Consider the following 18202-nt stretch of genomic DNA (forward strand, 5'->3'; position numbering starts at 1 on the left):
CGGGCTGGATTTTGTTCACTGACACCGGTACCTCATACGGCCGGTGCAGACATCTAGGAGAGACACATGCCGAAGCCCACCAAGGGCGCCCGTCTGGGCGGCAGCGCTGCGCACGAGCGGCTCCTGCTGGCGAACCTCGCCACCGCGCTGTTCGAGCACGGCCGGATCACCACCACCGAGGCGAAGGCCCGCCGCCTGCGCCCGGTCGCGGAGAAGCTGGTCACCAAGGCGAAGAAGGGCGACCTTCACAACCGCCGTCTGGTGCTGCAGACCATCCGCGACAAGAGCGTCGTGCACACCCTCTTCACCGAGATCGGCCCGCGCTACGAGAACCGGCCGGGTGGCTACACCCGTATCACCAAGATCGGTAACCGTCGTGGCGACAACGCCCCGATGGCGGTCATCGAGCTGGTCGAGGCGCTGACCGTGCAGCAGGAGGCGGTCGGCGAGGCCGAGGCCGCCACCAAGCGCACCGCCAAGGACGCTGCCGGTGACGCGGCCGCCGCGAACCTCAAGAAGGACGAGGCCACCGAGGCCCCGGCCGCCGAGGCCGAGGCGACTGAGGCTCCGGCCGCCGAGGAGTCGAAGGACGCCTGAGGCGTCGCTACGGCTTTCGTTGTCACGGACGGGCCCGCCCCCAGAATCTGGGAGCGGGCCCGTTCCGCATGGAGAGGAACGCCCCAGTGAGTGACGAGGCGGCGCCCGGTTTCGTCCGGGTCCGGCTGGATCTTTCGTACGACGGCAAGGACTTCTCGGGCTGGGCCAAGCAGCGCGAGCGGCGCACCGTGCAGGGCGAGCTGGAGAGCGCGCTGCGGACGGTGACGCGCTCCTCGGAGACCTTTGAGCTGACCGTCGCGGGCCGCACCGACGCGGGGGTCCATGCCCGTGGCCAGGTGGCGCATGTGGATCTGCCCGAGGCGCTGTGGGCCGAGCACCGGGACAGGCTGCTGCGGCGGCTCGCCGGCCGGCTGCCCCATGACGTACGGGTCTGGAAGGTCGAGCAGGCCCCGCCCGGGTTCAACGCCCGCTTCTCCGCGATCTGGCGGCGCTATGCCTACCGGGTCACCGACCACCCCGGCGGGGTCGATCCGCTGCTGCGCGGCCATGTGCTGTGGCATGACTGGCCGCTGGATGTGGACGCCATGAACGCGGCCTCGACACGGCTCCTGGGCGAGCACGACTTCGCCGCGTACTGCAAGAAGCGCGACGGCGCCACCACCATCCGCACCCTCCAGCGGCTGGACTGGGTGCGCGGGGCGGACGGGGTCATCACGGCGACGGTTCGGGCCGACGCCTTCTGCCACAACATGGTGCGCTCGCTGGTGGGCGCCCTGCTCTTCGTCGGGGACGGCCACCGCCCCGCGGACTGGCCGGCCAAGGTGCTCTCCGCGGGGGTGCGCGACTCCGCCGTCCATGTCGTCCGTCCGCACGGGCTGACCCTGGAAGAGGTCGGCTATCCGGCAGATGACCAACTCGCCGCCCGTAACCGGGAGTCCCGCAACAAGCGCTCCCTGCCGGGTGCGACGGCGATGGGTTCCGGCTGCTGCTGAAATCGGCGGGTGTGGGCGGCCGATCATGGGGTACTCGCCGCGCGCTTCGTGTGCCGACGACTGGGCGAGTGGGTCAAGGCGGCGGGGCTATCGGCATGATGCGACTTCCGGGGCCTCCGGAAGATCGATAAAATTCGCCAACCGACAACGGTCGCCGACCGCGAAGGGATCCGCGTGAGTACCAGCGAGGCCGCTGTACGAGAGCGCCTGACCAGGGCTCTTCAGGAGCGCGACGAGGAAATCGCCGATCGCTGGGTCGAGCTGCAGATGGAGCAGGCCCTGCTTGACACCGACATCGGCGAGGCCGAACTGCGCGAGGAGGCCGATTCCTTGATCGAGGCGCTGGTTCCGGGCCTGCAGAGCGGTGTGCCGGTGGACCGGGTGGTGACCTCCACCCCGGGGCTGCACGAGGCCGTGGTGGGGCTGTCGATGCGCCGGGCGCGGGCGGGGGCCACGCCGACGGCGACCTCGCTCGCGGTGCTCGCGCTCAAGGAGGCGCTGCTGAAGGCGGTGCAGCGGGACACCCGGGACGCCGAGGAGCTGTTCGCCTCGGCCGTCTTCATGAACCGGCTGCTGGATGTGGCCGGGGCGCTGTCCTTCGAGACGTATGTGGAGGGCCGGGAGGAGATCATCCGCCGGCAGAGCCAGCAGTTGATGGAGCAGTCGACACCGGTGGTGCGGCTGTGGCGGCAGGTGCTGGCGGTGCCGCTGATCGGCACGCTGGACACCGCCCGGACCCAGGTGGTGATGGAGAATCTGCTCCAGGCCATCCAGGACCATGAGGCGCTGGTCGCGATCATCGACATCACGGGTGTGCCGACGGTGGACACCGCCGTCGCCCAGCATCTGATGCAGACCGTGAACGCGGTGCGGCTCATGGGCGCGGACTGCGTGATCAGCGGGGTCCGCCCCTCGATCGCCCAGACCATCGCCCAGCTCGGCATCGATCTGTCCACCATCCTCACGCGGGCGACGCTGGCCGACGCGCTGGCCACCGCGATCAAGATGATCGACGGGCCCGGTCCCGACGGTGACGAAGGAGATGGTCGGTGAACGGTCATCGCTCGCCCGGCGTTCCGATTCTGCGGCTGGGAGATGTCCTGGTCACGGGGCTGCTCAATGAGCTCGACGATCGGACCGCCATCGCCTTCACCGAGGAGCTCACCGAGCGGATCTCGGCCGAGGGCGCCCGTGGGGTGCTCATCGACATCTCCCGGCTGGAGGTCATCGACTCCTTCGTGGCCCGGACGCTGATGGAGCTGACCACGGTGGCCCGGCTGCTGGGTGCCCGGGTGATCGTGGCCGGGATGCGACCGCCGGTGGCGATCACCCTGGTCGAGCTGGGGATCGAACTGGTCGGTGTGGAGACCGCACTCAATCCGGAGCAGGGGTTGGCCGCGCTGGGGTGGCGTCAGGCCCAGCAGCCCCTGGAAGGGGCCCGACGTGGCACTGCCCGGTGAATCCACCCTCGCCTCCCACGGGCCCAAGCGGCCCGCGCGGGCGGAGAGCCGGCGCCCGCCCGCGTCGGCCACCTATCCGGTGCGCACGGAGGAGGACCTGCTGACGGTCCGCCATGCGGTGCGCGCGGCCACCGTCGAGGTGGGCTTCGGCCTGGTGGACCAGACCCGCGTGGTCACGGCCGCCAGCGAGCTGGCCCGTAACGCCTATGTCCACGGGGGCGGCGGCACCGTCACCCTCGACTATCCGCGCGAGCCCTCCGGGCGGCGGGGGCTGCGGCTGACCGTCAAGGACGAGGGGCCGGGCATCGCGGACCTCGACGCGGCGCTCACCGACGGCTTCACCACCGGCTCGGGCCTGGGCCACGGGCTGGGCGGCGCCCGGCGGCTGATGGACGAGTTCACCGTGCGCACCGGCCCCGGCGAGGGCACCGTCGTGGTGGTCACCCGCTGGGCGGTCCGGTGACCCGCACGTTCACGGTGCCCACCGCCCAGGTGCGCGTCGACCACCACAGCGCCGTGCATCTGGCCGCCGAGACGGCGCGTGCGGTGGCCCGGGAGTGCGAGCTCCCGGGGGCGCTGCCCGATCAGGCGGCGGTGATCGCCTCGGAGCTGGCGACCAACCTGGACAAGCACGCCAGCGACGGCACCCTCTACGTCCAGCCGCTGCCGCTGGGCCACGGGGTGGAGATCCTCGCCGCCGACCGCGGCCCCGGTATGCACGACCCCGAGCGCTGTATGGCCGACGGCTACACCACCTCCGGAACGCTGGGGGTCGGGCTCGGCGCCGTCAAGAGGATGGCGACCCACTTCACCATGCGCAGCGCGGACGGCACCGGCGCGGGCACCTGGGCCTGCGCCCGCCTGACCGCGACGGGCGAGCAGCGGCCGGAGTGGCAGGGGGTGGGCGCGATCTGTCTGCCCGCCGAAGGGGAGGAGGGCTGTGGCGACGCCCGCGGGATCGTCGACACGGACGCCGCCCGCACCGCGGTCGTCCTCGACGGCCTCGGCCACGGCCGCGCGGCCGAGGAGGCGGCCCAGGCGGCGCTGCGGACCTTCCACACCGACCCCGACCGGCCGCTGCCGGAGGTGCTGACCCGGATGAACCGGGCCCTGCGGCACACCCGCGGGGCCGCCGTGGGGCTGCTGCGGCTGCACCACGACCGCGCCGACTACTGCGGCATCGGCAACATCCGCGCCCTCGCCCTGACCCCGGGCGGGGTCGAGCACCGGCTGACCGGACAGCCCGGGATCGTCGGCTGGGGCATGCCCACCCCGCGCGTCCACGGCTTCCCGCTGTCCCAGGGCGCCACGGCGGTGCTGCACAGCGACGGTATAGACGCCCGCTGGGCGCTGGACCCGCCCCCTTCCGTGCTCCGTCTTCCGCCGTCCCTGCTGTCCGCCGCACTCGCCCATGGCCATCGCCGCGTCCGCGACGACGCCACGGTGCTCGCGGCCAGGTCACCCTTAAGGCTTCCATGACGACGAGGAACCTCACCTGCGCCACGACGGCCGGGCTCAGCCGGGCCGTTCGGGCGCTGGCCCGGGAGCACGCCCTGGACCCGGAGGTCCGGGGGCGCCTTGTGCTGTCCGCCGCCGAGGCCGCCGGGGCGGCGCTGCGCGCCGGGCGTCAGGCGGGTCTTGAGTGGGCGTACGACCCGGGCGCCGGGCTGCTCACGGTGGTGCTGCGGACGCCGGGCGATACGGGCCCCTCGGCGGCGGATCTGCCGATGGCCCCCGAGGCGGTGACCGAGGACGAGGTGGTCTGGCGCCTCCCGGCGGGCCCGCCGGCGGACGCCGCCGAGGAGGCGCCCGGCGACGAGGCCCTGGCCGCGGAGGAGTTGCGCGCCGTGCTGGCCGCCGCCGACGCGCTCACCGCCGAGCACCGCCGCCTCAAGGACGAACTCGAGGAGACCAACAGCGGGGTGCTCGCGCTCTACGTCCAGCTCGACGAGCGGGACAAGCAGTTGCGCACCGCGCACGGCCAGACCCTGCGGGAGCTGGAGGACGCGCTGCGCCCGCCGCTCATCAAGGCCGACGGTCTCGAACTCGCCGTGCACTACGAGCCGGCCGGCACCGACGCGCCGACCGGCGGGGATCTGTACGACTGGTTCGTGCTGCCCGACGGCACCGTCCACATCACCATCGTGGACGCGCTGGGCCATGGGGTGACCAGTACGCGCAGCGCGCTCAACGTCACCCACGCGGTGCGCACCCTGGCCCTGGAGGGCCACCGCCTCCAGTCGATCGTGGCCCGCACCGACGAGATCCTGCACCCCTTCGACCGGGCCGTGATGGCCACCGTGCTGCTCGCCCGGATCGATCCGGTCACCGGTGAGCTGTGGCTGGCCAACGGGAGCCATCCGCCCGCGCTGCTGCTGCGCCGCGACGGAACGGCCCGCTATCTGGACGCCCGGGGGCGTGGGATCGGCTTTCCGCTGCCCGGGAGCGAGACACCGCTGACCGAGCGGCTGGCCCCCGGGGACCTCCTCCTGCTCTACACCGACGGGCTCACCGAGAGCCGCCGGGACCCGATCGAGGGCGAGAGGCGCCTGATCGAGGCCGCGCACAAGCATCTGCAGAGCCCGATCGAGGAGGTCCCCGGCGCCATCGCGGAGGATATGCACACGGTGATCCTGCATCCGGATGACACCCTCGCGCTGGCGGTGCGGCTCACCGGTCAGTGATCGGCGGCCGGGCCGAGGCGCTGCCGCGGGATACGGCCCTGCTGAAGATCCCGCTGACGGGGGACCGGGGGCGGGAGCGGGCGCTCGTCGTGCGGCTGTGCGCGCACGAGTTGCTCGAACAGGGGCCGCGCCGCGACCAGCGCCTCCCGCATCCGCTCGGTGGCGGCGTCGGCGGCCTGGGCCGCCTCGCTTTCGGGTACCTGCGTCGCCATGGCGTGCAGTCGGCGGTAGCCCTCGACCTCCCCGGGGTGACGGATGGACAGCGCGTCCATCCGCTTGGCGTCGGACTCGGCCGGATAGCCGCGGTCGACGGCTAAGGCGCCCAGCAGCCGGTCGGCTTCGCGCAGCGCCCACGCGGGAGAGTCCACGAATCGCTCCTGCAGGCCCGCCCACCGCGCCGCGTACTGCTCCCTGGCTTCCGAGGGCAGGCTTCGGACCGGCAGTTCGCCCTTGCGGCCCTGCCGGACCGAGGGGGCGATCACCAGGCCGGCCATGGCGGCCAGGGCCGCCACCAGGATGATGAGCGTGACTGTTGACATCGCTGTGCCTTCCGCAGAGTTTTCCTCGCTCGAGGCTGGTATCACCGAGTGTTACCGGTGATCTCCGCGGCAAACACCGCACGGATGACTCATGTCTCTCAATTGTCTGTGATGGGGCAGATGATGGTGAGGTCGCCGGTGCGGGTGAGGTGGGGTCGAACACCGTGGGTGACCGGGAAGAGGTCCGTTTTGTCGCGGTCCACGATGTCGCCCACGATACGGCCGATCGGGATCGCGGTCTCGGATCCGGCGGACTTATGGAGCGTCAGGGTCCAGGCCGCGGCGCCCGCGTCGTCCGTACGGGCCCGCTGGATCCGCTCGTACGGGACGGTGAAGCGGAACCGGCCGCCGTCCAGCGCCGTGACGCCGGTGAGGAACGGGCGGGCCGGGCCGCGGGACGGGGTGGCCACCGCGGTCGGCGCCGCGTCGGGCCCGAAGCGCGCCCCGTACAGGGTGCCTTCGACGGCGAGCCCCTCGGCGTCCATGCGGATCACCCGGGCCTCGGCATGGACCGGGCGCCGCCAGGCACGCAGCGCGAGATAGCCGTCGACCGTGGAGTAGGGGATCCACCAGGCGACGGGCGAGCCGGGCAGCGGCTCCAGGTCCAACAGCCCGCGCCCCTCGGCGAAGCGGCAGCCGACCCGGCGGCGGACGCCGTCGGAGCGGCGGACCACATGCAGATCCCAGCGGCCCTCGGCGAGATCGAGCGTCGCGCGGTCGAGCGTGGCCGTCCAGGGCGCGGACGGCGCGATGCTCGCCGGGGGCAGCAGCGGGACGCGGAGGGAAGGCTCGTCGCTCTTCCGGCGGGTGACGGTCAGTTCGAGTTCGCCGCCGCGCACCTCGGCGGGCTCCACCAGCACCGACAGATTGCCCTCGGCGGTGACCCGGCAGGACGCGACGGGCCGCAGCGGCCTGCGGATGAGCTGCTTGACCGCGCCCTTGAGGGTGGCGGTCAGCGGCGTCCCGGCCGCCCGGGCCCGCAGGGGCGCGATCGTACGGCGCCGGTGGGCCGGGGCCTCGGTGCCGCGGGCGGTGTGGAGTTCCTCGATGAGCCGCTCGTAGGCGGCCGCCACCCGCTCGGGGGCGTACCGCCGGGCCGAGATACGGGCCGCCTCGCCCATCGAGCGGCGCAGTTCGCCGTCCTCGATCAGGGTCAGCAGCCCCTTGGCGATCCCGTCGGCGTCGCCGGGCGGCACCAGCAGCCCGTCCCGGCCGTCGGTGATGATCTCGCCCGGCCCGTGCGGGCAGTCGGTGGCGACCACGGGCACCCCGCAGTGCATCGCCTCGACGATCGTCATGCCGAAGGACTCCTCGCGGGAGGTGACGGCGGCGATCGCGCCCTTGGCCCATTCGGTCTCGATGGGGGAGTGGGCGCCCATCAGGGTGATCTGGCCGGCCAGCCCGAGCTCGTCGATCTGGCGGCGCAGCGCGGCGAGTTGGGGGCCGCGGCCGTAGATGCGCAACCGCCAGTCGGGGTGTTTGGCGGCGACCGTCTCCCAGGCGGCCACCAGCAGGTCGTAGCGCTTGACCGGGATCAGCCGGCCCGCGGCCACGACCAGTTTGGCGCGGCCGTCGGAGGGCTCGATCCCGGTGGCGGGCACCCCGTTGGGCAGGGCGGTCAGCCGGGTGGTGATACCGGGGAGGTGGGCCCGGTGGGTGGCCGCGTCGGCCTCGGAGACCGAGGTGTACGCGTCGAGATGGGGGATGGCGGCGTCGCAGGCGGCGCGGATCTCGGCGCGGTGGGTGCCGTAGAGGCGGTGCTCCTGGCCGATCCGCAGAAAGCGGCCGGTGCGGCCCAGTGCGGCGAGGTAGATGACCAGGCCGGGGCGGGTGGCGATGACGACATCGGCGTCGGTGCGGTCGAGATGGCCGGCGACGCGTTCATCGGTGAGGGCGTTGAAGTTGGTGGTGCCTTTGGCCTCGGCGTCCGGGATATGGGCGCTGGGCCGCGACAGCAGCGGGTGGCCGAGGTCGCCCGCCCGGGCTCCGTCCTCGTGCGGGCGCAGGTCGATCAGGGGTCTGAGCCGTACGGCGGGGTGGAGGGGGAGGTTCGGGGTGTCGATGGTGCGGATCAGGGAGACGATCTCCACGGTGTGGTGGGCGGCGAGCGCCCCGGCCACATTGAAGGTCGACCGGATGGTGCCACCGATGCCATAGGCGTTGTGGAGCAGGAAAGAAATCTTCACGGTGATGTACGCCCGGCGCAGCCGATCCGCCGCGGCGTGCCCTCCCCTCCGAGTCCGTGCTTCGTTCTGGTTCCGAACCAGGCTGCATTGGGCCGATATGGGGCCGGTGTGATGCCGGTATGAAGCCAGTAAGGACTGATCGGTCCGTAAGACTGGTCTGGGCCCGGAAGGTTGCTTATGCGCATGGTGATATGGGATCAGCCACATTCGGGAAAGGGAGTACAACCCTCCCGGCGTTCTGGGAGTCTGCGGGGTGTCCGTGCGGTGGCCGTACGGGCCCGTTATCGACCAGGGGTGGACAGAGAAATGAACGAGTCCGGTGCGAAGCGGACCATGGGTGTGGCCATCGCGGCGGTGGCGGCGCTGGGGCTGATGACCGGATGCGGCAGCGACTCCGGTGACGGCGAGTCCGCCGGTGCCAAGCAGGACGACAAGCCCGCGAGCACCGCCCCGGCCGCGAAGCCGCTGTCCGCGTCCGCCCTGGAGCGGGCCGCCCTGACCAAGAGCGAGGTCACGGGGCTCGAAGTCCAGAAGATGACCGACAAGGAGATCAGCGAGGGCGGGTCGGCCAAGTCGGCGAAGGCCGAGTGCCAGCCGCTGGCCGCGCTGATGGGCACCCACTACGACCCGGCGCCCAAGGCCAGCGTCCACCGCGCCTACGCCACCGACCTCACCAAGGCGAAGGTCGGCGGCGCCGGCCTGATCCGCATCTCCTCCTACGGGCCGGGCGACGCCGAGCGGACGGTGAAGGACCTGCGCGAGGCGGTGACCGTCTGCCGGGGCGGCTTCCCGGCCGAGGACGGCACCGGGGCGAAGGCGGACGTCACGAAGGTGACACCGCTCGACGCGCCCGAGCGCGGGGACGAGGCGGTGGCCTTCAGCCTGCATGACGCGGGCAAGGACAACGCCGTCATCAAGTTCACGGTCGTGCGGACAGGGCCGCAGGTGACGGTGTTCTTCGGGGTCAACATCGCGGACCCCGCGAAGTCCGAGATCCCGGCCGCGCTGGTGGACGCGCAGGTGGCAAAGGTGGAGAAGGCGACGCGGGGCGCCGCGTCGTAGCGGATCCCCGATCCCCCGGCGGGCGCCGCCCGGCGGGACCGGCGTCTCAGCCGGCGGTTCGGTTGCCGGTGGCGGCTCAGTCGGCGGTCGTCGCGGCCGCCTCCGCCGATGCCTGGGCGCTGCCGCGGGCCAGGATGCGGCGGAAGGTGTAGTCGGCCACATCGCGCCCGGCCTGGAGGGCCGCGGTGTCCGACGCCGTGACCGCCTTGCCCGAGGTATAGCCGGAGATCGTGAAGTAGGCGTACCGCCCGATCGCGTTCGCCGAGCTCTGGCAGGCGGTCCGGCGGCAGAAGGCCGGCACGCCTCCGCCCGTCAGCGAGGCGATGTTGGGCTTGTACTGGTCCTTGGCCTTCTCGGCCGCCGCCTTGCCGTCGAAGACGGCGACGCCGACCGTCACCGCGACGCCGTCCCGGGAGAAGGTGGCCCGCAGCAGCTTGCGGCAGCCGTTGTTCGTCAGGACCGAGCCGAGCGCACCCTGGGTGGCGGCGGCGCAGCTCGTCGTGGAGGCGGACGCCGCCTTGGTGTACGAGCGGTCGTCCTTCGCGGCGCGCTGCTCCGGGAAGAGGGTGGCCGCGGACAGCGGCGCCTTGTCCCGCCGCGCGCTGGAGATGATGTCCAGCGGCTTCGGCGGCGCGGGCGGGGCGACATCGGAGAAGGTGGGCTCGGGCGTCGCCGACTCGCTGGGGAGGTCCTGGGGGGTGGGCAGCCCGCCGGCCGAGTCGCCGCCGCCGGCCGAGTCGCCGCCGCTCTTGTCCTTGTGGCCGCTGCTGACCACGGCGGTGGCGACGATCGCGGCGACGGCGGCGGTGGCCAGCACCCCGCCGCCGATGAAGAGCAGCCTGCGGCGCCGGTTGCGCGCGGCGGACTGGTCGGCGAGCGCCGCCCAGTCCGGTGTCGACGGCTGAGGCGGCTGAGATCCCCCGGGCCCGTAAGGCCCCCCTTGCCCAAAGCTCATGGCGCGCATCTTAGACCGGCCGGGTGACGCCGGGGAGCCGTCGGCGGGGCGCGGGCCCGGCCGGTGGTCCGGCCCGGTGTGGGCCGCGGGCGGGTGCGCGGCGAGGCGGGGGCGTTTTGACCCGCGGTGGGGCGGGCCGGTATTCTGCCAGTTCGTTATGCGTATTGGCTTGCTCGTTCTCACGTGAGAGGCCGTTACGCCGGTCCACCGGGCCGATGACCAGCGGCAGGCACTCGGATGCGTCACCGAGGTGCGGCCAAGGCTGTCGTGATCGTCCGGGTGGCCTTGTCCGGACCCGTCCCCTCGGTCCTAGCGGATCCGGGGAGACCCCACTCACTGAAGAAGCGAAGGCTACGACCGTGCGTACGTTCAGCCCCAAGCCCGGCGACGTCCAGCGTCAGTGGCACGTCATCGACGCCACCGACGTTGTTCTCGGCCGTCTGGCCACTCAGGCCGCCACCCTCTTGCGGGGCAAGCACAAGCCGGTGTACGCGCCGCATGTCGACACTGGTGACTTCGTCATCATCATCAACGCCGACAAGGTGCACCTCTCCGGTAACAAGCGGACCCAGAAGATGGCGTACCGCCACTCCGGCTACCCGGGTGGTCTGCGCTCCATCCGCTACGACGAGCTGCTGGAGAAGAACCCGGAGAAGGCCGTCGAGAAGGCCATCAAGGGCATGCTCCCCAAGAACACCCTGGGCCGTCAGATGCTCTCGAAGCTGAAGGTGTACTCGGGTGACCAGCACCCGCACACCGCTCAGCAGCCGGTCCCGTTCGAGATCACCCAGGTCGCGCAGTAGTCCCGGCCACCCCTTACGACGAAAAGAATCTGAGGAGCATCGTGGCCGAGACCACCGCCGAGACCCCCCTCGATGTCGAGGAGTACACCACCGAGAGCGTTGAGACGGTCGAGTCGGAGTACACCTCCGAGTCGCTCGCTTCCCGCTTCGGTGACCCGCAGCCGGCCGCCGGCACCGGGCGTCGCAAGAACGCCGTGGCGCGCGTCCGCATCGTGCCGGGCAGCGGGCAGTGGAAGATCAACGGTCGTACTCTCGAGGAGTACTTCCCCAACAAGGTTCACCAGCAGGAAGTCAACGAGCCCTTCAAGGTGCTCGAGCTGGACGACCGCTACGACGTGATCGCCCGCATCGCGGGCGGCGGCGTGTCCGGCCAGGCCGGTGCGCTCCGTCTGGGCATCGCCCGCGCGCTGAACGAGGCGGACGTGGACAACAACCGCGCCCCGCTCAAGAAGGCCGGCTTCCTGACCCGTGACGACCGCGCCACCGAGCGTAAGAAGGCCGGTCTGAAGAAGGCCCGCAAGGCGCCTCAGTACAGCAAGCGCTGACGCCCATCGCGGCACCGCTGCTTCACCCGAACGCCCCGGCGGCACCACCTGTGCCCCCGGGGCGTTCGGCTATCGCCACCAGGGGGCGTATACCTACAAGCAAGCTTCTGCCCCCCAGCTCGTAACTTCGGAGGACACCAGTGGGACGACTCTTCGGTACGGATGGTGTGCGCGGCGTCGCGAACGCCGATCTGACGGCTGAGATGGCGCTCGGCCTGTCGGTAGCGGCGGCGCATGTGCTCGCCGAGGCGGGAACCTTCGAGGGCCATCGGCCGGTGGCGGTGGTCGGGCGGGATCCGCGCGCGTCCGGGGAGTTCCTGGAGGCGGCCGTGGTGGCGGGGCTGGCCAGCGCCGGAGTGGACGTCCTGCGGGTCGGCGTGCTGCCCACGCCGGCCGTCGCGCATCTGACCGGGGCGCTGGACGCGGACCTCGGGGTGATGCTCTCCGCGAGTCACAACCCGATGCCCGACAACGGGATCAAGTTCTTCGCCCGCGGCGGCCACAAGCTGGCCGACGAGCTGGAAGACCGTATCGAGACCACCTACCGCTCGCATGCCTCCGGCGAGCCGTGGGACCGGCCGACGGGCGCCGGAGTGGGCCGGGTCCGGCCCTACGAGGAGGGCTTCGACGCCTACGTGGCCCACCTGGTCGGCGCCCTCCCGGGCCGGCTCGACGGCCTCAAGGTCGTCATCGACGGCGCGCACGGCGCCGCCGCCCGGGTCTCCCCGGAGGCGTTCGCGCGGGCCGGGGCCGAGGTCGTGACGATCGGCACCGACCCGGACGGCCTCAACATCAACGACGGCTACGGCTCCACCCACCTCGCCCGGCTCCAGGCCGCCGTCGTGGAGCACCGCGCCGACCTCGGCATCGCCCACGACGGGGACGCCGACCGCTGTCTCGCGGTGGACGCGACCGGCCGCGAGGTCGACGGCGACCAGATCCTCGCCGTCCTGGCCCTGGCCATGCGCGAGGCGGGCGAGCTGCGGGGGGACGCGGTGGTCGGCACCGTGATGTCCAACCTCGGCTTCAAGCTGGCCATGAAGCGCGAGGGCGTCGAGCTGGTCCAGACGGCGGTCGGGGACCGCTATGTGCTGGAGGAGATGAAGACCCGCGGCTACGCGCTGGGCGGCGAGCAGTCCGGCCATGTGATCGTCCTCGACCACGCCACGACCGGTGACGGCACGCTCACCGGTCTGCTGCTGGCGGCCCGCGTCGCCGCGACCGGCCGCACCCTGGCCGATCTCGCGGCCGTCATGGAGCGGCTGCCCCAGGTCCTGGTCAACGTCCCCGACGTGGACAAGTCCCGCGTCGCCTCCAGCGCCGACCTGGCCGCGGCCGTCTCCGAGGCGGAGCGCGAGCTGGGCGAGACCGGCCGAGTACTTCTCCGGCCCTCGGGCACGGAGCCGCTGGTGCGGGTCATGGTCGAGGCGGCCGACATCGAACAGGCCCGCTCGGTCGCCGGCCGCCTGGCGGACGCGGTGAAGTCGGCCCTGGGCTAGCGGCTCCTTCCCCTCCCCGCCCTTTCCCGCATGCCGATGCCGCGGGACGGGGCGGGGTGGGGTGGGGGAAGCTACCCCCGCCGCCCCCACAAAACCTTCTGCACCCCCAACGTCAGCGTCCCCGCCACCACAATCCCCACCAGATTCAGCAGCAGCTGCTCCGTAGAGCCCCACATCTGGTCGATCTCCCCGTATCCCAGCGCCACCGCCGCATTGGCCGCCGCCGGCACCGTCGTCACCGAGATCGCCACCCCCACCAGCGCACCGGACTTCGCCGACGTCAGCGAGAGCGTTCCCGCGATCCCCGCGAGCACGGCGACCGCGAACGAGAACATGTCCGGCTTCCAGATGAAGTCCGTGTTCGGCCGGGCGCGCTCCAGCATGTCCCTGCCGAAGAGCCCCACCGCGTCCATCGCGATGCTGAAGCCGGTGGTCAGCGCCATCGCCGCGGCGAACCCGACCAGCAGCGCGATCGCCGAGCGCGCGGCCAGCCGCGGCGCGCGCCGCACCAGCGCGGTGCACAGTCCCGCCAGCGGCCCGAACTCCGGGCCCACCGCCATCGCGCCGACGATCAGGATCGCGTTGTCCAGCACCACACCGCATGCCGCGATCATCGTCGCGATGACGAGGAAGGCGAGATAGGTCGCCGAGAGCGTGGACTCCTCATGGGTGGCGTCCGCCAGCTGCTCCCACAGGACCGCGTCCGCCCCCTCGCCGGGCGCCTCCTCCTCCGCCGTGTCGGCGCGCTTGGACAGCGAGAGGTCGATGTTCTCCACCGCGATGGACCCGGTCTCGTCAAGACCCAGCCCGCGCAGCTCGCCGAGCAGGCCGTCCCCGGCCTCGCGTGCCACGTCGCACATGACGACGTCCCCCGCGGGGTCGCGGGCGGCGCCCGGCAGTACCACCAGATGGGTGGTGCCGACCGTCTTCTCGATGGTGCGCACCACCGCCTCGGTACGGTCAGCGGGGACGATCAACCGCAAGTGCAGCATGGCGTGCGTACGCTCCTCACAGCTTGCGCAGGGACAGCCGCTGCACCTTGTGGTCCGGCCCCTTGCGCAGCACCAGCGTCGCCCGGCCCCGCGTGGGCTGGACGTTCTGCTTCAGATTGGGCTTGTTGATGGTGGCCCAGATCATCCGGCCGTAGTCCAGCGCCTCCTCCTCGGAGACCTGGGTGTACTTGCGGAAGTACGAGGAGGGGTCCTGGAAGGCCGTCTCCCGCAACTTCCGGAAGCGGCCCAGATACCAGCGCTCGATGTCCTCGGTCCGGGCGTCCACGTACACGCTGAAGTCGAAGAAGTCCGCGAGCCCCACCCGGGTCAGCCCGTCGTTCCCCGGCAGCGCGGGCTGCAGCACATTGAGCCCCTCGACGATCAGGATGTCGGGGCGGTGCACGGTCAGCCGCTCGTCCGGCACGATGTCGTAGATCAGGTGCGAGTAGACCGGCGCCGACACCTCCGCCCGGCCCGCCTTCACATCGGCGACGAAACGGGTCAGCGCCCTGCGGTCGTAGCTCTCGGGGAACCCCTTACGGGACATCAGCCCGCGGCGCCGCAGCTCGGCGTTGGGGTACAGAAAGCCGTCCGTGGTGATCAGCTCCACCCGCGGATGCTCGGGCCAGCGGGCCAGCAGCGCCTGGAGCAGCCGGGCGGTGGTCGACTTGCCGACCGCGACGCTGCCCGCCACGCCGATGACGAAGGGCGTACCGGGCTGGGCGCCGTTGCCGTGCTTGGTGTCGCCGAGGAAGGTGTTGAGCGCGCCGCGCAGATTGCCGGTGGCGGCCACATAGAGGTTGAGCAGCCGGGACAGCGGCAGATAGACGTCCCGCACCTCTTCGAGGTCGATGACGTCGCCCAGCCCGCGCAGCTTCTCCACCTCCTCGGCGGTCAGCGGCAGCGGGGTCTTGTCCCGCAGCGCGCTCCACTCGGCGCGGGACAGATCCACATACGGGGTCGCCTCGCCGCTCCGCCGCTGCGGGCCGCCCACGGTGCGCGCCGCGCGCGCGGTTGACGTGATCACCCTCTCATTGTCATGGCAGGGACCGGCCGAGTGACCGGGGTTGAGGCGTGGGGTCGGTCACCCCGGCCGGGGGCCGGGGACAAGATCAGCCGGGGAGCACGCCCGAGACGGCGTCGGTCGGGATGGTCCTGGACGGGTCCGGGACCGTCACCTCCACGGGCTTCCCGAAGTCGGTGAGGTCCATGGTGGCGGTGACGGTTTGCGTGTTCAGCGCGGCGGACAGCTCGACCCGGGCCGGCCGTCCCTCCTCGTCCACCCAGACCCGCGCGGACGAGGGCAGCCCGCCGCCCATCGCCTTCCGGACCGCGTCGAGCCGCTCGCGGTGCTCGTCCACCAGGCCGAGGGTGAGCGTCCGGTAGTCGAGCGTGCCGCGGTAGAGGTGCGCCGGGCGGCCGTCGATCGTGGTGGTGCCCTGGTCCGACACGCCGCGGATGGCCGCCACCTGGCGCAGGACGAGTTCGGGGTCGTTCAGCGGGGCCCGCAGCAGGGAGTGGGCCCTGGCCTCGGCACGGTCGATGACCGCCCAGTGGCCCTTGGGCACGGTGCGGGTGAGATAGACCTTGCCACCGTTGAAGATCTCGTCCATGTGGTCGACCGCGCCGCCCGGGAAGTCGACCGACAACTTGCCCCGGTCGGCGGCCAGGTCGAACGGTCCCGCGACGGAGAGGATGAATTCCTTGCCCGCGCCACGGGTCACCACGGTCTCCTCGATGCGCGCGCTGGTGGCGCGGGCCTTCGCCACGGCGGTGCGGATGATGTCGACGGGTCTGCCGTCCGTGCCCTTCGTCGCGGACGCTTTCGCCCCGGCCTTTCCGCCCGGTTCCTCCGCGACGCGGGCCTTCTCGCTCGAAGCCGATGAACAGCCGGTGCCGAGCGCTAAGAGCAGCACGGCGACGGACGGCATGGTGATACGGCGCACGATCCCCCCAGGGAAGTGAAAGTCAAAGGGCGGCCCCCCAGCCGCTCGTGCGCATTATGCACGGCATGCGAGGGGCCTGGGCGTGGCCGGTGGTCGGCCTGCCGCCCCGGGGGTCGTACGCTGCGTCCATGTGCGGAATCGTTGGTTATGTGGGAGGGCAGTCGGCCCTCGATGTCGTCCTCGCCGGACTCAAGCGGCTGGAGTACCGCGGCTATGACTCGGCGGGCGTCGCCGTGCTGGCCGATGGCGGGCTGGCGGCCGCCAAGAAGGCGGGCAAGCTGGCCAACCTCGAGAAGGAGCTGGCCGACCGCCCGCTGCCCACCGGCAGTACCGGCATCGGCCACACCCGCTGGGCCACCCACGGCGGCCCCACCGACGCCAACGCCCATCCGCACCTGGACAACGCGGGCCGGGTCTCGGTCGTCCACAACGGCATCATCGAGAACTTCGCCGCGCTCCGCGCCGAACTGGCCGAGCGCGGCCACGACCTGGTCTCCGAGACCGACACCGAGGTCGTGGCGCATCTGCTCGCCGAGTCGTTCTCCTCCTGCGGCGACCTCGCCGAGGCGATGCGCCAGGTCTGCCGCCGCCTGGAGGGCGCCTTCACCCTGGTCGCGGTGCACGCGGACGCGCCCGATGTGGTGGTCGGGGCGCGCCGCAACTCGCCGCTGGTCGTCGGCGTCGGCGAGGACGAGGCGTTCCTCGCCTCCGATGTGGCCGCCTTCATCGCCCACACCCGCGAGGCCATCGAGCTGGGCCAGGACCAGGTCGTGGAGGCCCGCCGGGAGGGTGTGGTCGTCACCGACTTCGAGGGGGCGCGGGCCGAGGTCCGCCCGTACCACGTGGACTGGGACGCCTCCGCCGCCGAGAAGGGCGGCTACGACTACTTCATGCTCAAGGAGATCGCCGAGCAGCCGAAGGCCGTCGCGGACACCCTGCTCGGCCGGATCGACCTGGCCGGGAACCTCTGCCTGGACGAGGTGCGCATCCCCGCCTCGGTGCTGCGCGAGGTCAGCAAGGTCGTGATCGTCGCCTGCGGCACCGCCTACCACGCGGGCATGATCGCCAAGTACGCCATCGAGCACTGGACCCGGATCCCCTGCGAGACGGAGCTGGCCAGCGAGTTCCGCTACCGCGATCCGATCCTGGACCAGCGGACGCTGGTGATCGCCATCTCCCAGTCCGGCGAGACCATGGACACCCTGATGGCGCTGCGGCACGCGCGGGAGCAGGGCGCCAAGGTGCTGGCCATCTGCAATACGAACGGCTCCACCATCCCGCGTGAGTCGGACGCGGTGCTCTACACCCACGCCGGGCCCGAGGTCGCCGTCGCCTCCACCAAGGCGTTCCTCACCCAGCTGGTGGCCTGCTACCTGGTGGCCCTCTACCTGGGCCAGGTGCGCGGCACCAAGTGGGGCGACGAGATCCTGTCCGTGATCCGCGAGCTGTCGGAGATCGCGACCCAGGTGGACCAGGTCCTGGAGACCATGGAGCCGGTACGCGAGCTGGCCCGCAGCCTGGCGGACAAGAACACCGTCCTGTTCCTGGGCCGTCATGTGGGCTACCCGGTTGCCCTGGAGGGCGCGCTCAAGCTCAAGGAGCTCGCGTACATGCACGCCGAGGGCTTCGCGGCGGGCGAGCTCAAGCACGGGCCGATCGCGCTGATCGAGCAGGACGTGCCGGTCGTCGTGGTCGTGCCGTCGCCGCGCGGGCGGTCCGTGCTGCACGACAAGATCGTCTCCAACATCCAGGAGATCCGGGCGCGCGGCGCCCGCACGATCGTCATCGCCGAGCGCGGCGACGAGACGGTGGCCCCCTACGCCGACCACTTGATCGAGATCCCCGCCACGCCTACGTTGCTGCAGCCCCTGGTCGCGACGGTGCCGCTGCAGGTCTTCGCGTGCGAGCTGGCCACGGCGCGCGGCAACGAGGTCGACCAGCCGAGGAACCTCGCCAAGTCGGTGACCGTGGAGTGACCCGA

At 71.9% G+C, this 18202-nt stretch carries 18 protein-coding genes; 12 read left to right on the forward strand and 6 right to left on the reverse strand.

Going from position 1 to position 18202, the window contains the following annotated elements; translation table 11 throughout:
• Window positions 1-66: 66 nt before the first annotated feature.
• The 7 genes from rplQ to AS97_RS26750 all read left to right on the forward strand — a co-directional run bounded on the left by rplQ (window position 67) and on the right by AS97_RS26750 (window position 5694).
• Complete coding sequence (gene rplQ / locus AS97_RS26720; RefSeq protein ID WP_059148962.1) at window positions 67-597, forward strand: 50S ribosomal protein L17; 531 nt, start codon at window positions 67-69, stop codon at window positions 595-597.
• Between the two features lie 86 nt (window positions 598-683).
• Window positions 684-1550 carry a tRNA pseudouridine(38-40) synthase TruA gene (truA, locus tag AS97_RS26725; protein ID WP_059148961.1) on the forward strand — a complete coding sequence of 289 codons (867 nt, stop codon included), beginning with the start codon at window positions 684-686 and terminating at the stop codon, window positions 1548-1550.
• Between the two features lie 174 nt (window positions 1551-1724).
• Window positions 1725-2603 (forward strand): STAS domain-containing protein, encoded by an 879-nt coding sequence (locus AS97_RS26730; protein WP_059148960.1) that lies wholly within the window; start codon window positions 1725-1727, stop codon window positions 2601-2603.
• Window positions 2600-3010, forward strand: a complete 411-nt coding sequence (locus AS97_RS26735; RefSeq protein WP_059148959.1) for an STAS domain-containing protein — start codon at window positions 2600-2602, stop codon at window positions 3008-3010. The genes AS97_RS26730 and AS97_RS26735 overlap by 4 nt, the downstream gene beginning before the upstream one ends.
• A 79-nt stretch (window positions 3011-3089) precedes the next feature.
• Window positions 3090-3473: an ATP-binding protein gene (locus tag AS97_RS26740; RefSeq protein ID WP_308696887.1), complete on the forward strand. Its 384-nt coding sequence runs from the start codon at window positions 3090-3092 to the stop codon at window positions 3471-3473.
• Window positions 3470-4489, forward strand: coding sequence for a SpoIIE family protein phosphatase (locus AS97_RS26745; protein ID WP_063805032.1), 1020 nt, complete (start codon window positions 3470-3472; stop codon window positions 4487-4489). Before AS97_RS26740 ends, AS97_RS26745 begins: the two co-directional genes overlap by 4 nt.
• A complete protein-coding gene (locus tag AS97_RS26750) occupies window positions 4486-5694 on the forward strand; it encodes a PP2C family protein-serine/threonine phosphatase (RefSeq protein ID WP_210565784.1) in 1209 nt (402 codons plus the stop codon). Before AS97_RS26745 ends, AS97_RS26750 begins: the two co-directional genes overlap by 4 nt.
• On the opposite strand, the gene AS97_RS26755 is transcribed toward AS97_RS26750, so the two are convergent.
• A complete protein-coding gene (locus tag AS97_RS26755) occupies window positions 5688-6233 on the reverse strand; it encodes a hypothetical protein (protein ID WP_210565785.1) in 546 nt (181 codons plus the stop codon). The two genes, AS97_RS26750 and AS97_RS26755, sit on opposite strands and share 7 nt — an antisense overlap.
• A 98-nt stretch (window positions 6234-6331) precedes the next feature.
• Entirely contained in the window at window positions 6332-8419 is a 2088-nt protein-coding gene (locus tag AS97_RS26760) for a glycosyltransferase family 4 protein (protein ID WP_210565786.1), read from the reverse strand.
• 306 nt (window positions 8420-8725) lie between these two features.
• Between AS97_RS26760 and AS97_RS26765 the strand changes: the two genes are divergently transcribed.
• Window positions 8726-9481, forward strand: coding sequence for a hypothetical protein (locus AS97_RS26765; protein WP_210565787.1), 756 nt, complete (start codon window positions 8726-8728; stop codon window positions 9479-9481).
• 76 nt (window positions 9482-9557) lie between these two features.
• Here the strand turns inward: AS97_RS26765 and AS97_RS26770 are convergent, their stop codons facing one another.
• Window positions 9558-10436, reverse strand: coding sequence for a hypothetical protein (locus tag AS97_RS26770; protein WP_210565788.1), 879 nt, complete (start codon window positions 10434-10436; stop codon window positions 9558-9560).
• Between the two features lie 359 nt (window positions 10437-10795).
• On the opposite strand from AS97_RS26770, the gene rplM reads away from it, so the two are divergent.
• From rplM to glmM, 3 genes are all read left to right on the forward strand, one after another.
• Window positions 10796-11239: a 50S ribosomal protein L13 gene (gene rplM, locus AS97_RS26775; protein ID WP_059148951.1), complete on the forward strand. Its 444-nt coding sequence runs from the start codon at window positions 10796-10798 to the stop codon at window positions 11237-11239.
• A gap of 41 nt (window positions 11240-11280) precedes the next feature.
• The gene (gene rpsI, locus AS97_RS26780; RefSeq protein WP_059148950.1) at window positions 11281-11784 is read left to right on the forward strand and encodes a 30S ribosomal protein S9; all 504 of its coding nucleotides are present in this window, start codon (window positions 11281-11283) and stop codon (window positions 11782-11784) included.
• A 140-nt stretch (window positions 11785-11924) separates the two neighbouring features.
• Window positions 11925-13283, forward strand: a complete 1359-nt coding sequence (gene glmM, locus AS97_RS26785) for a phosphoglucosamine mutase (protein ID WP_086707238.1) — start codon at window positions 11925-11927, stop codon at window positions 13281-13283.
• A 71-nt stretch (window positions 13284-13354) separates the two neighbouring features.
• Here glmM and AS97_RS26790 read toward each other — a convergent pair whose 3' ends face one another.
• The 3 genes from AS97_RS26790 to AS97_RS26800 form a co-directional block, all read right to left on the reverse strand.
• Window positions 13355-14275 (reverse strand): DUF389 domain-containing protein, encoded by a 921-nt coding sequence (locus AS97_RS26790; protein WP_059148948.1) that lies wholly within the window; start codon window positions 14273-14275, stop codon window positions 13355-13357.
• 16 nt (window positions 14276-14291) lie between these two features.
• Window positions 14292-15302 carry a type I pantothenate kinase gene (coaA, locus tag AS97_RS26795; RefSeq protein ID WP_059148947.1) on the reverse strand — a complete coding sequence of 337 codons (1011 nt, stop codon included), beginning with the start codon at window positions 15300-15302 and terminating at the stop codon, window positions 14292-14294.
• An 85-nt stretch (window positions 15303-15387) separates the two neighbouring features.
• Window positions 15388-16221, reverse strand: a complete 834-nt coding sequence (locus tag AS97_RS26800; protein WP_086710243.1) for a hypothetical protein — start codon at window positions 16219-16221, stop codon at window positions 15388-15390.
• Between the two features lie 128 nt (window positions 16222-16349).
• On the opposite strand from AS97_RS26800, the gene glmS reads away from it, so the two are divergent.
• On the forward strand, window positions 16350-18197 hold the full coding sequence (glmS, locus tag AS97_RS26805; protein WP_059148945.1) for a glutamine--fructose-6-phosphate transaminase (isomerizing): 1848 nt from the start codon (window positions 16350-16352) through the stop codon (window positions 18195-18197).
• Window positions 18198-18202: the final 5 nt, after the last annotated feature.

Source organism: Streptomyces sp. AgN23, from assembly GCF_001598115.1.
Lineage (GTDB): Bacteria > Actinomycetota > Actinomycetes > Streptomycetales > Streptomycetaceae > Streptomyces > Streptomyces antimycoticus.